The following is a 13,769-nucleotide window of genomic DNA, read 5'->3' as shown; positions in this document are numbered from 1 at the left end:
CAGGACGATTTCGCTGCGGGCCGACCAGGTCAGGCCGGGAAGTCCAGGAGCGCCACGGGCTCCGTCGTGGGCTCGGGCGAGCCGCCCGCGGGCTCCACCGTGACGCCCATGCCGGTGGCTTCGCCGACGCGTCCCCGCAGCACGAGGGCCGATGCGGTGCGACCGGGGTCCATCAGGCCCGCGGAACGCATGGTCCCCTTGTCGTTGAACCAGAGTTGGTAGACCTTGCCGCGGGGCGGCTCGGCCATGCCGGTCGCGAGGAAGGCGGCTTGGTCGCGGCCTTCGGACACCACGACCGTGGCGCGGGCACCGCCGGCCAGGCCTGCCGTACGCGTCCGGGCGTCGGGGGCGGCGAGCAGCGACGCGAGCTCCGCGGTCCGTTCCTCGGCGCTCCGCTGCACCTCCCTGGCCCGGTCACGCGCGTCGCCGGCCTCCCGGTGCTGCCAGATCGTGGTGGCGCCGAGCGCGGTGGCCGCCGCGAGGCAGGCGGCGAGGGCCCACCGGGACGCGCGGCGCAGCGGGTGCCGGGCTCCGGCGCGGTCGGCCGGCTCGGGTTCGGTGCGCGGTGCCTCCTGGCGGACCGTGGCGATGCTGCGCAGCACCTGGTCCTTCATGGCGGGCCGGGGCGCCACGGCCGCGGCGAGGCCGAGGCGGGCCGCGGTGGCCGACAGCTCCCGCACCTCCTGGGCGCAGGCCGGGCACTGGCCGAGGTGTTCCTCGAACTCGGCGCGCTCCTCGTCCTCGAGGGAGTCGGTGGCGTACGCGCCGGTGAGGGTGTGCAGGTCCGCCCGGTTCGTCATGCGCTCACTCCCATGCAGTCGCGCAGTCGGATCAGTCCGTCGCGCAGGCGGGTCTTGACGGTGCCGAGCGGCAGTGCGAGCAGCTCGGCGACCTGTCGGTGGGTCAGCCCGCGGTAGTAGGCGAGCGTCACCGACTGCCGCTGCGTCTCGGTGAGCCCGCGCAGGCACCGGCGCACCTGCTCGCGCTCGAAGCGGGCCTCGACCTGCTCGCTGACCTCGTCGAACTCGGGTGTCTGCGCGAGGAGCGCCGCCTTGTGGTCACGCGCGGCGGCGGCCTCCACCGAGCGGACCCGGTCCACGGCACGCCGGTGCGCCAGCGTGAGCACCCAGTTCATGGCCGTACCGAGGGCCTTGCGGTAGCGCGGCGCGGTGCGCCACACCTCGACGAGGACCTCCTGGGCGACCTCCTCGGACTGGGCGTGGTCGCGCAGCACCCGGCGTACGACACCGAGAACGGGGCCGGCCACGACGTCGTAGACGGACGCGAACGCTTCCTGGTCGCCGCGCGCCACCCGGGCGAGCAGCTCTTGGAGATCGGGCCCGGGCGTCGCACGGGAACCGATGTGCACTACTTCTTTCAACGCGGTGGCCCTTCGGGGCAGCGGTCCGGATACACCCTTCATCCGTAGCCGAACCGGTCGGGGATTGGTCCGAGCCGAAAAGAAGTGTGCGGCCACCGACGTGGCCGGGGAACCGGGGGAGTCAGCCGCCGAGGCCCCGCAGCACCTTGTCCGGCGTCAGCGGCAGCTCACGGAAGCGGACCCCCGTGGCGTGGTGGGCGGCGTTGCCGATGGCGGCGGCGGTCCCGACGATGCCGATCTCACCGATCCCCTTGCTCCCCATCGGGTTGAGATGGGGGTCGCTCTCGTCGATCCAGTGCGCTTCGAGTGCGGGCACGTCCGCGTGCGCGGGTACGTGGTACGAGGCGAGGTCGGACTCCGCGAAGTCACCGAACGCCGGGTCCATCGTGCTGGTCTCGGTGAGCGCCATGCCGAGCCCCATGGTCATGCCGCCGATGAACTGGGAGCGCGCGGTGCGGGCGTTGAGGATGCGGCCTGCCGCGTACACGCCGAGCAGCCTGCGGACCCGGACCTCGCCGGTCACGGTGTCGACGGCGACCTCGGCGAAGTGCGCGCCGAAGGCATGGCGGGCGTAGGCGCTCTCGGCGTCGGCCCGGCCCTCGGTGTCCGCACGGGCGGTGAGCCCGTCCACGGGCGGTGAGCCGCCGTGGTCGGCGAGCCGCTCCGCCAGGCGCGCGCACGCCTCGTGGACCGCCCAGCCCCAGGACGACGTCCCCGACGAGCCGCCCGCCAGCGGAGCCGCGGGCAGGGTGGTGCTGCCCACCTCGGTGCGTACCCGTTCCAGGGCGACCCCGAGGGCGTCCGCCGCCACCTGCGCGAGCACGGTACGGGCGCCGGTGCCGATGTCGGTGGCGTTGATCCGTACCACGAAGGTGCCGTCGGGCCGTGCCTCCGCCTCCGCGGTCGACGGCGATACGAGGACCGGGTAGGTGGCGGCGGCCACGCCCGTACCGATCAGGAAGGGGCCTTCCGCCCGGGCCCCGGGGCGGGGGTCACGCCCGGACCAGCCGAAGCGCCGGGCGCCCTCCCGCAGGCAGTCCAAGAGATGCCTGCTGCTGAACGGCTTGCCGCTGTCCGGCTCCCGCTCGGGGTCGTTGACGGCCCGCAGCTCCACCGGGTCCATGCCCAGCTCGGAGGCGAGCTCGTCCATGGCGGACTCGAGGGCGTACATGCCGGGCGCCTCGCCGGGGGCCCGCATCCACGACGGGCTCGGTACGTCGAGGCGCACCACGTGGTGGGTGGTGAAGTGGTGCGGCGCGGCGTACATGACGCGCGCCGACACCGCCGCCTGCTCCACGAACTCCCTGACGTGCGAGGTGTACGTCGTGACCTCGTGGGCCAGCGACACCAGACGCCCGTCGCGTCCCGCGCCGAGGCGTACCCGGTGCAGGGTGGGGGCCCGGTGGCCCACGACGGCGGGCAGGAAGCGGCGGGGCAGCGAGACCGTGACGGGACGCCCGGTGGCCCGCGCGGCCATCACCGCGAGCACCACGTCGGGCCGGGGCGTGCCCTTGGAGCCGAAGCCGCCGCCGACGTGGTCGGACACGACGGTGATGTGCTCGGCGGACGTCTCGAACATCGTGGCGAGCGTGTCGCGCACCGTGGTGCTTCCCTGGCTCGAGGTGTACACGGTCAGCCGGTCCTGGTCCCAGTGCGCGGTGCTCGCGTGCGGTTCCATCGGGTGGTTGTGCAGCGGCGTCACCTCGTACGCGACGTCGACGCGCACGGCGGCGGGGGTGCCGTCGGGGCCGCCGATCTCGCGGCGGCCGGGGAAGTCGCCGTTGACGGTCTCGGGTTCGTACGCGTCGGGGTGGTCCGTCGTCAGGGTGACGTCGTGCTCCTCCACGGCGTAGTCGACGCGGACCGCGGCGGCGGCGGCGCGGGCCGCCTCCAGGGTCTCGGCCACGACGAGGGCGACGAACCAGCCGCGGTGCGGCACCGACGCGTCCTGGAGCACGAGCAGGGTGTGGTCGTCGGGCTCGGCGACCCGGGGGGCGTTCTCGTGGGTGAGCACGGCGAGGACACCGGGCATCCGCAGGGCGGCCGCCGCGTCGACGGCCGTGACCCGGCCCCTGGCGACGGTGGAGGGCACCGGCCAGGCCTGGGCCCGGCCGGGCCGCGGGTGCTCGGCGGCGTAGCGGGCGCCGCCGGTGACCTTGAGCCGCCCCTCGCGCCGCTCGGCGGAAGCTCCCAGGGCGGAGTGCGTAGCCCCGGGTGCGGTACCGGTGCCGGCCATGAAGTCCTCCTGTGACGTGACGGTTCGAGCCCTGCGGGTTCGCGCGCTGACGGTTCCTGTCCCGACGCTCCGGGTCCCGACGGTTCCTGCCCTCGGGTCGCACCCTGGCGGGAGCCGCGGTCAGGGCGCTTCGGCCGCCGCGAGCCGGGTCAGGACGTCGACGGCGATGTTGCGGGCGAGCGGCACCTTGTAGCCGTTGTCCCGCAGCGGCCTGGCCGCTGCGAGTTCGAGGCCGACGGCGTGCGCGAACGCGTCCGGCGTGGCGGGGCCGCCGAGGAGCGCCTCCTCGGCCCTGGTCGCCCGCCAGGGCCGGTGGGCCAGGGCGCCGAAGGCGATGCCCGCGTGCGCGACGCGCCCGTCCGCGACCCGCAGGACCACGGCGACGGACGCGAGGGCGAAGGCGTACGACGCCCGGTCGCGGGCCTTGCGGTAGGCCGAGGGCAGCCCGGCCGTCGCCGCGGGCAGCACCACCGAGGTGATCAGCTCACCGGGGCGGATCATCGTGTCCCGCTCGGGGTGGTCCCCGGGCAGCCGGTGGAACTCGGCGGCGGGGACGCTCCGGGCACCCTGCTCGTCCAGCAGCTCCACGCGGGCGTCGAGTGCGGCGAGCGCCACGGCCATGTCGGAGGGGTGCGTGGCGATGCACTGCTCGGAGTGCCCGAGGACCGCGTGGTCCCTGTGCACGCCGTCGCGCGCTCCGCAGCCCTGCCCGGGTTCCCGCTTGTTGCACGGCTTGGCCGTGTCCTGGAAGTACGGGCACCTGGTGCGCTGCAACAGATTGCCGCCCGTGGTGGCCGCGTTGCGCAACTGTCCGGAGGCGCCCGCGAGGAGCGCCTGGGACAGCACCGGATAGCGGTCGCGGACCAGGGGGTGCGCCGCGAGGTCACTGTTGCGGACGGCCGCTCCGACGCGCAGCGAGCCGTCGTCGAGCTCCTCCACCGCGTCCAGGGGCAGCCTGCTGACGTCGACGAGGACGGCGGGGCACTCCACACCGAGCTTCATGAGGTCCACGAGGTTGGTGCCGCCGCCGAGGTAGCGGGCGCCGGGATGCGCGGCGAACGCCTCGGTGGCCTCCTCCACGCTCGCCACCCGCACGTATCCGAAGGGCTTCACGGCGCCATCACGTCCTGAACGGCCTCGACGATGTGCGGGTAGGCGCCGCAGCGGCACAGGTTGCCGCTCAGCCGCTCGCGGATCTCGTCCGGATCCAGCGGCACGGGGCGTCCCGACGGCGTGGTGGGCGCGGTGACGTGCGAGGGGTGCCCCGCGGCCGCCTCGGCCAGCGCGCCGACGGCCGAGCAGATCTGCCCCGGCGTGCAGTATCCGCACTGGAACGCGTCGCGGTCGAGGAACGCCCGCTGCAAGGGGTGCAGTTCCCCGCCCTCACCGGCGAGCCCTTCGACCGTGGTCACCTCGCAGCCGTCGAGGGCGACCGCGAGCTGTAGACAGCTGTTGACGCGGCGCCCGTCCACGAGCACTGTGCAGGCGCCGCACTGGCCGTGGTCACAGCCCTTCTTGGCGCCGGTGAGGTCGAGGTCCTCCCGCAGCACGTCGAGGAGCACCCGCCGGTGGTCGAGGTCGAGGGTGTGGCGCTCCGCGTTGATCCGGAGCGTGGTCGCGGTGCGCTGCTCGGCGGGCGGCGCCGAGGCACCGCCGTGTGCTGCGCCGTCGTCGTTCTCGCTGCCCATGCGTGGGAGGCCTTCCGGTCGGGCTGTGGTGCTGTGTGCAGGCCGCGTGCCCAGGCTGACACAGGTGACACCTCCCGGCATGCCGAGCGTTCCCGGCGTCGCGCGAGGGCACGGTGCTTGGCAGAGTTGCCTCGCAGGAGAGATCCGCGGGCAGCCGTGACCCCGTGGCCGACGGTGGAGGGAAGGGCGGACATGACGGGACCCGATGCCGACGCGGGCCTTGGGGCAAGGCCCCTGGGCAAGGACTGCGTCCCTGCCTGGCTGGAACTCCTCGAAGCAGTGGAGCGCGCCGATCGCGCCGGTGAGCACATCGGCGCCGAGGAGCTCCACGAGGCGCTGAGCGACCCCAAACTGGACCTGGAGCACGACACCCTGGGCCTGTGGGACGGCCCGCGCCTCGTCGCGTACGCCGTCGTGTACACCCCGTACGGCGCCCTCGACGTGGCGCGCTTCCAGGGCGCCGCGGCGGTGCGCCCCGAGTGGCGGCGCCGCGGCGTCGGCTCCCGGCTCGTCACCTGGATGGAGGACCGCGCGGCCGCCCTGCACGCCGCGCACCCGAAGCTCTCCGCCCTGCCGGGTGAGTTGCTGCTCGACGGACAGGCGAAGGACGAGGGCCTGCGGCACCTGGCCGAGCGGAGCGGCTACACGCCGTGCCGCTGGTGGTTCGAGATGAAACACCCGCTCACCGGTGACGCACCGCCGGCCCGCCCCGCGCCTGAAGGCACCCGTCCGGTCCCCTTCGACGCGACGTACGACGAGGCCACCCGCCTCGCGCACAACGACGCGTTCCGCGACCACTGGAACTTCACCCCGTTCGACAGGACGGACTGGAACACCTGGGTCACCGGCCCCGCGTCGTTCCGGCCCGCGATGTCACGGCTGCTCGTGACGGACTCCGGGGGGCCGGGTGACGCGGCGGCGGGCGGTGAGGCGGGCGGTCAGGTGCCGGGCGGCGAGGTGGTGGCGTACCTCCTCGCGGAGGAGAGCGATGCGGAGACCGCCGCGACGGGCCGCAGGGACTGCCACGTCGGCTACCTCGGCACCCGCCGGGCCCACCGCGGCCGGGGCGCCGCTCCCGCCCTCCTGACGGAACTGCTGCGCGCGGCACGCGAGTCCGGGTACGACACGGCGTCGCTGACCGTGGACACCGCCAACCCCTCCGGCGCCCTCGGGTTCTACGAAGGGGCGGGGTTCGTGGTGAGCCGCGAATCCGTCACCTACGCCCGGCCGTTGCGCACGGCCCGCGCATCCCGGCCCGCAGGAACGGACGGCATTGTCACGTGAGTGGCTAGACCGGCGGGCCGCACCGGTTCACCGTGGTTCCTCCTGTCCGTCGCGGAAGGGACCCAGCAGTGAGACGAAGACGATTTGTCGCAGGGACGTTCGGCGCGCTCTCGGGGATCGCCGTCGGCGCGGGAGTGGCCCGCGGCGCCACACCGACCCCCCGCGGCACCACGCCGACCACCCGCGCCGAGGGCTGGCAGCCGGTGCCCGCGCCCGGCAGCACACCGGCCGCGCAGCTGCGCCGCATCGCCGCCGCCGGACCGGGCCTCGCCTGGGCCGTCGGTGAGGAGAACCGCTACGGGTCGAGGGACGGACGCGCCCTCGGCATGCTGTGGAACGGCAGCGCCTGGGCCAAGACCGACCTCGCGCATCTGAACCACTCGCGGTTGCTGGACGTGGCGGGCACCTGCGCCACGGCGGCCTGGAGCGTCGGCATGCCCAACGACAAGGCGAGCCCGCTCCTCCGCTGGGACGGCTCCACCTGGCGCGAGACCGTGTTCCCCGGTTTCCCGGCGCCCTCCGGCAGTAGGCAGCAGGACGTCCGGCTGACCGCGGTGGGCGTCGGACCCGGTCGGCGGGTGTGGGTCGGCGGCAACCGTGACGGTTCGTTCGCGCTGCTGAGCGGCGACGGCGGGAACTGGCGGTGGCTCGATCCGCTGCCCGTCACGGGCGTCAACATCTACCGGATCCTGCCGCGCCCCTCGGGTGAGGTCTGGGTGGCGGGGGACCAGGGGGCCGGCGGTGGCTGGGCGGGATTCGTGGCGCGCTGGAACGGCTCCTGGACGGTGCTCCCCAACGTCCAGGGAGTCCGCCTGGCCGTCAGCGACGTGCACCCGGACGCCGTGGACGACGTGTGGGTGGTGGGCTCCGACTTCGGTGTCGGCGGCCCGCCGGGGCGCCCGGGCTCGGCCGTCCTGAGCCACTGGGACGGCACGGCCTGGACGCGGGTGCCGCCGGGCTTCTCCCTCGGCGCGCTCAGCGGCATCGCCGCCGACGCGCGGGGCCGCGCCGCCTGGATCACGGGCTGGGACTACCGGGACCAGAGCCGCAGCACCTATCTGCGCAGGGACGGCGGCACCTGGACGGTCGTACGCGGCCCGGCGGGACCCGCGCCCGCGCCGTACCTCAACGACGTCACACGCGTCCCCGGAACCTCCACATTCTGGTCGGTGGGCATGACGCACTTCAACCCGACACCACCGTCCGAGGCCTACGTCGAACACCTGGACGCCTGAACCACCTGCGCCGCAGGTCGTCGCCCCGTCCGCCACCCACCGGTCACGGTGCCCCCGTTGACCGGTGGGGAGTATTCCGCACGACCCAGGGCACCCGGACGAGGACGGGGGTCAGCACAAACCGCCAATCTAGGGGAACTCATGGAGATCTCGGGCCTCATCAGTGCGATCCTGATCGGCGCCGTCATCGGGATACTCGGACGGCTTGCCGTCCCCGGGCGTCAGCGCATCGGCGTCCTGTGGACCATCGCTGTCGGCATCGTGGCGGCTCTGATCGGTACGGCCATCGCCGCCGGTCTCGGCGTCGCCGACACCGACGGCGTGGACTGGGGGGAGTGGCTCATCCAGATCGCCCTGGCCGCACTCGGGGTGGCCGCGCTGTCGCGGGTCAAGGTGCGCCGCTGAGCCGGTTCCTGACGCTTCACCGCCGATGCCGCCGATGTTCGATGCCGCCGATGTTCGGTGTCGCCGATGTTCGGGCCGGGCTCCGGAAGGCGCACTCGCGCCCCGTGGCCCGGCCCCGCGCGCGCCCGCGCCCGCCTCGCAGGAGGCGGGCGCGGGCAACGGTGCTTGAGGCGGTGCGTCGACGGAGGCGTCAGTGGCTGCGCAGCGCGAACGTGTGTCCGGCGGGGTCGGAGTACAGGCGTTTGTCCTGACTGCCGTGCGGGTTGTTGTCAACGGGGCGGGCGCCACGCGTGATGATCTCGCGCTCGGCGGCGTCCATGTTCTCCTTGGACACGAGAAGTTCAAGGTGCGTCTGGTGCGCGTCGTCGGGCCGGGGCCAACTCGGTGGTGTGAAGCCCGTGTCCTGGCGGAAGCCCATCCGCGTACCGGACTCACTGATGACCTCGAACCGGTCCGACCGCGGATTGAACTCGCTCTGCCCGCCCAGCAACGCGCGGTAGAACTCGGCCAGTTTCTCGGGTTCTCCACAGTCGAGAACCACGATGCCGGCTTCGACGATGGTCATGGTCGCCCTCCTTCCGTCGTGGTGCCACATCCTCCGGCTCCGTGAACCGGGTTCGGGTCGTGTACCCCGCCTGCCGCTCTTGAGCCGCCCGAACCCTCGGTAGCCCGCGCGTCCCGTCTCGACGTGCACAGCCGCCGCAGCGCCGAACGGCCGCCCAAAGCCCGGTCGGTCGGGCGCCTCCGTCGGCAGCGGGGACGCCCGGGGGCGGAGCGTGCGCGGTCCCGGTCCCGGACGGCGGCGCGCCCGGGACCGGGGGAGTGCGTCAGTACAGCTTGTTGACGGCCGTGGCGGTCGTCTTCTTGAAGTCGGCGACCTGCGCGTCGGCGAAGCCGCCCATCTGGCCCCAGTGGACGAGCGTCACGGTGTTGCCGTCACGTCCGACCGAGTACAGGTTGATGTCGGAGGCTCCCCAGGAGGCCTCGGTGTGGACTCCGTAGACGTGGGCGCCCTCCTCGGCGTCGACCTTGCCGTAGTACTTCTGTGCCGCGGTGACGTCGGGGTACTGCTGCATCACCTTCTCCGCGCAGGTCGCGAGGTCCTTGCGGAGCAGCTCGGCGAAGTCCTTCGCCCGCTGTGCGCTGCGCTCGACGACGGTCACCTGGAGGGCCCCGGCGTCCAGGTCGGTGCGGTAGGCCCGGTGCACGGAGATCGACGGCAGCGCCGCGCCCCCGCACATCGGCAGCGGGTCCGGCTGCCCCGGCGTCACCGGCCCCGCGGACCAGGCCGAGGACGCGTGCGGCGGAAGTTCGGACGGCGCCAGGAAACGCGGGGTGCCGGTGGCGGCGGCGGCCGCAGGAACGGCGCCGAGCGCGACACCCGACGCGGCCACCGCGGCGGTCAGCGCCAGCAGCTTCACCAGCCGACGACCGCTCGTGCGCGAAGCCGTGCGCCCGGTCACAGATGTGGTCACCCGTGCAGTCATACGTCTCATCTCCCCATGTCCGGTTCGCTCCGCCCGCGGCGCGTGTCCGTCCGGGCGGATCGAATCGCCCCCAAGCGGCGACTCACGCTCCTTACGACCCCCGACACGGCGGACCCGTTGTCCGCACGCGTGTCACGGCTTCGTCCTGCATGTCGCGGAATGGCAACGGCCGCTTCGGGGAGGGGAGTTCGAGCAGGTGGGCGCCGTTCAGCGGGTTCCATGGGTGGGGAGCGCACAGGCGCTGTCGATGCCCAGTACGTGGTTGAGCCTGCCGAACGCGAGCCAGGAGCCGATGCTCATGGTGAGTTCCACGATCTCGGTCTGGCTGTAGTGCGCCGCCATCCGCGCCCAGAACGTCTCGTCGAGTCCGTGGTGGTCGAGGGCGTACCGCTCGGCGTACTCGGCGGCGAGGCGGGTGCGGTCGTCGAAGACCTCGGTGGTGCGCCACCGGGTCCCTCGCGTTCGGTGCGCCAGTCGAGGCAGAGGGCGCAGCCGTTGAGCCGCGCGGTCCGCAGGCGTGCGGCCTCGAACTCGCGCAGACCGAGCGTGCTGTGCTCGTAGACGGCCAGCGAGAGGTTCGCGGCGGCGGCACCGATGCCGGGGACCATGTCGCCCCACACATGTCCGAGGGGTTCCTGGCCTTCCGGACGCCGCCGCGGAGCCCGGGCTCTACGAGCGGTTCTCGCCCTCGTCGGACGCCTCGATCGTGACCTCGATGCGCGGGCGGCCCTCGATCACCACCCGGTGCGCGCCGTCGCCGTCGGGGGGAGCGGGCCACTCGGGGGCGCAGGACGCGTGGATGCGGGTGATGTGTTCGCTCACGATGCGGGGCTCGCCCGCGACGATGCCCCGCACCTCGAACCGCACCGCGCCCTGGGTCCCGGCGTCGAAGCTCCCCATGGTCCTGGTGCTCACCCTCGCCGTGAGCGGGCGCCGGTCCACCGTCTCGCGGACGGTAGTCCAGGGGATGGCCCATGCCGACCAGATGACGGACCGAGTCCGTGACGGCGATACCTCGCACTTCCCAGGGGTGCGACGCACTTTCTCTGACGGTGCGTCAGCAGTTCAAACGGCGGTATTGAGCTTCGTACTGAGCAGTACAGGGCCATTCAGGTGTCAGAAACGAAGACGCGGGCACTCAGTGACTGAATCGAGCCAAGGAAAAAATCCGCATAGTTCCTGCTAAGTCACTATCCGTGAGGGTTCTGGTGGTGGTCGGCGGCGAACCGGCGGAGGGTAAAAACAGGCGCCCTCTCGTGGGCTCCGAGCGACGGGAGATGCCTAATGAGCGCGGAGACGAGTGCGGAGATGAGTCCGGAGATAGGTGCGGAGACGCATCCGCAGCCGCTGACACACACGTGCGCGCCGTCCGGAGCCGTGCGCCTCGCGCGCCTCCTCACGCTGCCCGGTGTCTACGCACCGCAGCACGACACGGACCTCCTCACCCGCTGCCTGCGGCGCGAGGCCATCGACGAGAACACCACCGTCGTGGACCTCGGCACCGGCTCCGGGGCGCTCGCCGTCGCCGCGGCCTCGCTGGGGGCCGAGGTGACCGCCGTGGACATATCCCGGCGCGCGGTGCTCACCACCCGGCTGAACGCCCTGCGCAACGGGCTGCCCGTCAGGGTGCGCCGCGGCGATCTGACCGAGGTGCTCCCGGACGACTGCTGCGACCTCGTGGTCAGCAACCCGCCGTACGTACCCAGTCCCTCCGCGCGGCTGCCGCGGCGCGGCGCGGCGCGCGCGTGGGACGCGGGCACGGAGGGCCGGGTGATCGTGGACCGCGTGTGCGACGCGGCGCCCCGCGTGCTGCGTCCCGGCGGCACGCTGCTGATGGTGCACTCCGGGCTGTGCGGCGTCCGTGCGACGCTCGACCGGCTCACCCGGCTCGGAATGACGGCCCACGTCGTGGAGCGGGCGTACGTCCCCTTCGGCCCCGTCCTGAAGTCCCGCAGGGCCTGGCTGCGCGCTGCGGGGCTCATCGACGACGCCGAGACCCAGGAAGAGCTGGTGGTGATCCGTGCCCAGCTCCGCTGAATCCGTGCCGGGCTCCGCCGAGCGCCCCCGTGAACGCCCCCGCCGGGTCACGGTCGACCGTGAGGGGCCGCTTCTGGTGGAGGGGCCGGTCGAAGTGGTCTGCGACGACGGCAGCGTCGCCGTGTCGGACCGCTTCACGGTCGCGATCTGCACCTGCCGCCGTAGCCGCACCTACCCATGGTGCGACACCAGCCACCGCCGCAGGACCCGACAGAACACGGCGGACGCTTCCGGCTCCGGCACCGGCCCGGGCCCCGGCGAGGGCGCCGACACGGGCCCCGGCCATGAGGGCCCTGTAGACACCAAGAACACCAAGAACACCGAAGACGCCGACCACGCCGGAGACACCTCCACTGACCGGCAGACCAAGGAGGAGCCGCCGTCATGACCACCGTCCACGCCGAGCCGTCACCCCACCGCGGCCCCGGAGCCCCCGGCGACACCCCCGAGTCCCGCCTGCGCAGCCCCGAGCTCCCCGCTCCCCGCGGCGAGCTGTCCGGCGCCGTCATCGAGTCCCTGCGGCACGGGGGCGGCCCCTTGCCGCAGTCGGCGCCCGAGCACACCGATCCGTACGGCGACGACCTCCAGCTGGCCCTCTACGTCCTGTACGAACTGCACTACCAGGGCTTCGCCGGTGTGGACGAGGACCGGGAGTGGGACCCGGAGCTGCTGGCCCTGCGCCGCTCACTGGAGCAGCGCTTCCTCACGGCACTGCGTGCCGACGCGAAGGGCCCGGAAAGCGCCGAGGAGGCGATCGCCGGGCTCCTGACCGAGCCCGTCGGGTACGACGAGGCGAGCGTCAGCCATCACCTGCAACGCGACGGCGAGCTGTGGCAGGTGCGGGAGTACGCGGCCCTGCGGTCCCTGTACCACCTCAAGGAGGCCGATCCGCACGCCTGGGTCATACCGCGGCTGCACGGGAGGGCCAAGGCCGCCATGGTGGCCGTGGAGTTCGACGAGTTCGGTGCGGGGCGCCCCGAGGACATCCACGCACGGCTGTTCGCGGACCTCATGGCGGACCTGGGCCTCGACACCTCGTACGGACACCATCTGGACGCCGCTCCGGCCGAGGCCCTCGCGGTCGTCAACCTGATGTCCCTGTTCGGGCTGCACCGGGCCCTGCGCGGGGCGCTCGTCGGGCACTTCGCCGCCGTGGAGATCACCTCGTCGCCCGGTTCCCGACGCCTCGCGGCCGCCCTGCGGCGGGTCGGGGCGGGCCCCGCGGCACAGCGGTTCTACGACGAGCACGTGGAGGCGGACGCCGTCCACGAACAGGTGGTCCGCCGCGACGTCGTCGGGGGGCTGCTGGCCGCCGAGCCCGCGCTCGACGCCGACATCGCCTTCGGCGTGCACGCCACCGGTCTCGTCGAGGACCGCCTGGCTGCGCACCTCCTCGACGCCTGGCGTGCGGGACGCAGCGCTCTGACCGCCCCGGCGGCATAGTCCCACCCGTCGGGGGCGCCCCCGATAGTCCCACCCGCCGGGGGCGCCCCCGACGGGCGCTGCTCAGGGCGCGTCGTCGAGCGCGCCCTGAGCAGTACGGCTATGGGGAGGTGTTGGCTGCGGGAGGTGTCCAGGTCCGCGGCCGGTTCCCCGGACAACGGCGAGGACCGCGTCCGCGGGCACGGCGACGCGACGGCGGCGCGGCACTCCACGCGGACGCGGTCCTCGCGGCACAGGACCGGTTCAGCGGCCGAGGGCCTGCTTGAGTTCCTTCTTGTTCATCGACGAGCGGCCCTCGATGTTCTTCTTCTTGGCCTCCTCGTACAGCTGGTCGCGGGTCGGACCCTCGGCACCGCTGTGGGAGCGCTCGCCACCGCGCTGGGGCGCGGACTTCTTGTCGCGCGTGGAGGTCTTGCTCGCGGTCTTGGACTCGCCGGCACGCGCGCGTTCCTTGTTGACGGTGCGGGCGGCGATCTCCTTGGCACGCTTGGTGGAGGCGCCCCGGTCCTCGGCGCTGTCCTTGATGTGCTCGTACTGTCGTTCACGCTTCTTGCTGGATCCAGCGGGCATGGA

Annotated in this window: 14 protein-coding genes and 2 pseudogenes; 6 read left to right on the top strand and 10 right to left on the bottom strand. The window is 73.3% G+C overall.

The genetic code is table 11. The annotated features are described in order from the left end of the window. Positions 1–29: 29 nt before the first annotated feature. The 5 genes from ACH4DX_RS20235 to ACH4DX_RS20215 all read right to left on the bottom strand — a co-directional run bounded on the left by ACH4DX_RS20235 (position 30) and on the right by ACH4DX_RS20215 (position 5,305). Positions 30–800, bottom strand: a complete 771-nt coding sequence (locus ACH4DX_RS20235; protein WP_398122911.1) for an anti-sigma factor domain-containing protein — start codon at positions 798–800, stop codon at positions 30–32. Next, entirely contained in the window at positions 797–1,381 is a 585-nt protein-coding gene (locus tag ACH4DX_RS20230) for a sigma-70 family RNA polymerase sigma factor (RefSeq protein WP_398156112.1), read from the bottom strand. Before ACH4DX_RS20230 ends, ACH4DX_RS20235 begins: the two co-directional genes overlap by 4 nt. A 121-nt stretch (positions 1,382–1,502) precedes the next feature. After that, positions 1,503–3,617 (bottom strand): xanthine dehydrogenase family protein molybdopterin-binding subunit, encoded by a 2,115-nt coding sequence (locus ACH4DX_RS20225; protein WP_398156111.1) that lies wholly within the window; start codon positions 3,615–3,617, stop codon positions 1,503–1,505. A gap of 120 nt (positions 3,618–3,737) precedes the next feature. After that, positions 3,738–4,730, bottom strand: coding sequence for an FAD binding domain-containing protein (locus ACH4DX_RS20220; protein WP_398156110.1), 993 nt, complete (start codon positions 4,728–4,730; stop codon positions 3,738–3,740). Beyond that, positions 4,727–5,305 carry a 2Fe-2S iron-sulfur cluster-binding protein gene (locus tag ACH4DX_RS20215; RefSeq protein ID WP_398122907.1) on the bottom strand — a complete coding sequence of 193 codons (579 nt, stop codon included), beginning with the start codon at positions 5,303–5,305 and terminating at the stop codon, positions 4,727–4,729. The genes ACH4DX_RS20220 and ACH4DX_RS20215 overlap by 4 nt, the downstream gene beginning before the upstream one ends. A gap of 192 nt (positions 5,306–5,497) precedes the next feature. On the opposite strand from ACH4DX_RS20215, the gene ACH4DX_RS20210 reads away from it, so the two are divergent. The 3 genes from ACH4DX_RS20210 (at position 5,498) to ACH4DX_RS20200 (ending at position 8,229) form a co-directional block, all read left to right on the top strand. Beyond that, on the top strand, positions 5,498–6,589 hold the full coding sequence (locus ACH4DX_RS20210) for a GNAT family N-acetyltransferase (protein ID WP_398156109.1): 1,092 nt from the start codon (positions 5,498–5,500) through the stop codon (positions 6,587–6,589). A 68-nt stretch (positions 6,590–6,657) separates the two neighbouring features. Beyond that, entirely contained in the window at positions 6,658–7,824 is a 1,167-nt protein-coding gene (locus ACH4DX_RS20205; RefSeq protein ID WP_398156108.1) for a hypothetical protein, read from the top strand. Between the two features lie 141 nt (positions 7,825–7,965). Next, on the top strand, positions 7,966–8,229 hold the full coding sequence (locus ACH4DX_RS20200; RefSeq protein ID WP_398122904.1) for a GlsB/YeaQ/YmgE family stress response membrane protein: 264 nt from the start codon (positions 7,966–7,968) through the stop codon (positions 8,227–8,229). A 190-nt stretch (positions 8,230–8,419) separates the two neighbouring features. Here ACH4DX_RS20200 and ACH4DX_RS20195 read toward each other — a convergent pair whose 3' ends face one another. The 4 genes and pseudogenes from ACH4DX_RS20195 to ACH4DX_RS20180 form a co-directional block, all read right to left on the bottom strand. Further along, positions 8,420–8,794, bottom strand: a complete 375-nt coding sequence (locus ACH4DX_RS20195) for a VOC family protein (protein ID WP_398122903.1) — start codon at positions 8,792–8,794, stop codon at positions 8,420–8,422. A gap of 262 nt (positions 8,795–9,056) precedes the next feature. Continuing rightward, positions 9,057–9,716, bottom strand: coding sequence for a hypothetical protein (locus ACH4DX_RS20190; protein ID WP_398156107.1), 660 nt, complete (start codon positions 9,714–9,716; stop codon positions 9,057–9,059). 207 nt (positions 9,717–9,923) lie between these two features. Further along, positions 9,924–10,324 (bottom strand): annotated as a pseudogene (locus ACH4DX_RS20185) (carboxymuconolactone decarboxylase family protein). Positions 10,325–10,388: 64 nt separating this feature from the next. Next, positions 10,389–10,716 (bottom strand): annotated as a pseudogene (locus ACH4DX_RS20180) (dihydrodipicolinate reductase); the annotation flags it as partial. A gap of 284 nt (positions 10,717–11,000) precedes the next feature. Here ACH4DX_RS20180 and ACH4DX_RS20175 point away from each other — a divergent pair. The 3 genes from ACH4DX_RS20175 to ACH4DX_RS20165 are packed head-to-tail and all read left to right on the top strand — an operon-like array spanning position 11,001 to position 13,196. Beyond that, positions 11,001–11,753 (top strand): HemK2/MTQ2 family protein methyltransferase, encoded by a 753-nt coding sequence (locus ACH4DX_RS20175; RefSeq protein WP_398156106.1) that lies wholly within the window; start codon positions 11,001–11,003, stop codon positions 11,751–11,753. Further along, positions 11,737–12,141: a CDGSH iron-sulfur domain-containing protein gene (locus ACH4DX_RS20170; protein ID WP_398156105.1), complete on the top strand. Its 405-nt coding sequence runs from the start codon at positions 11,737–11,739 to the stop codon at positions 12,139–12,141. Before ACH4DX_RS20175 ends, ACH4DX_RS20170 begins: the two co-directional genes overlap by 17 nt. Further along, complete coding sequence (locus ACH4DX_RS20165) at positions 12,138–13,196, top strand: iron-containing redox enzyme family protein (protein ID WP_398122899.1); 1,059 nt, start codon at positions 12,138–12,140, stop codon at positions 13,194–13,196. The genes ACH4DX_RS20170 and ACH4DX_RS20165 overlap by 4 nt, the downstream gene beginning before the upstream one ends. A 243-nt stretch (positions 13,197–13,439) precedes the next feature. On the opposite strand, the gene ACH4DX_RS20160 is transcribed toward ACH4DX_RS20165, so the two are convergent. Next, the gene (locus ACH4DX_RS20160; protein ID WP_398122898.1) at positions 13,440–13,766 is read right to left on the bottom strand and encodes a plasmid stabilization protein; all 327 of its coding nucleotides are present in this window, start codon (positions 13,764–13,766) and stop codon (positions 13,440–13,442) included. Positions 13,767–13,769 lie beyond the last annotated feature (3 nt).

The sequence above is a fragment of the Streptomyces sp. NPDC017940 genome, from assembly GCF_044328435.1.
In the GTDB taxonomy this organism is placed as follows: domain Bacteria; phylum Actinomycetota; class Actinomycetes; order Streptomycetales; family Streptomycetaceae; genus Streptomyces.
This window is presented reverse-complemented; position numbering and strand designations above follow the sequence as displayed.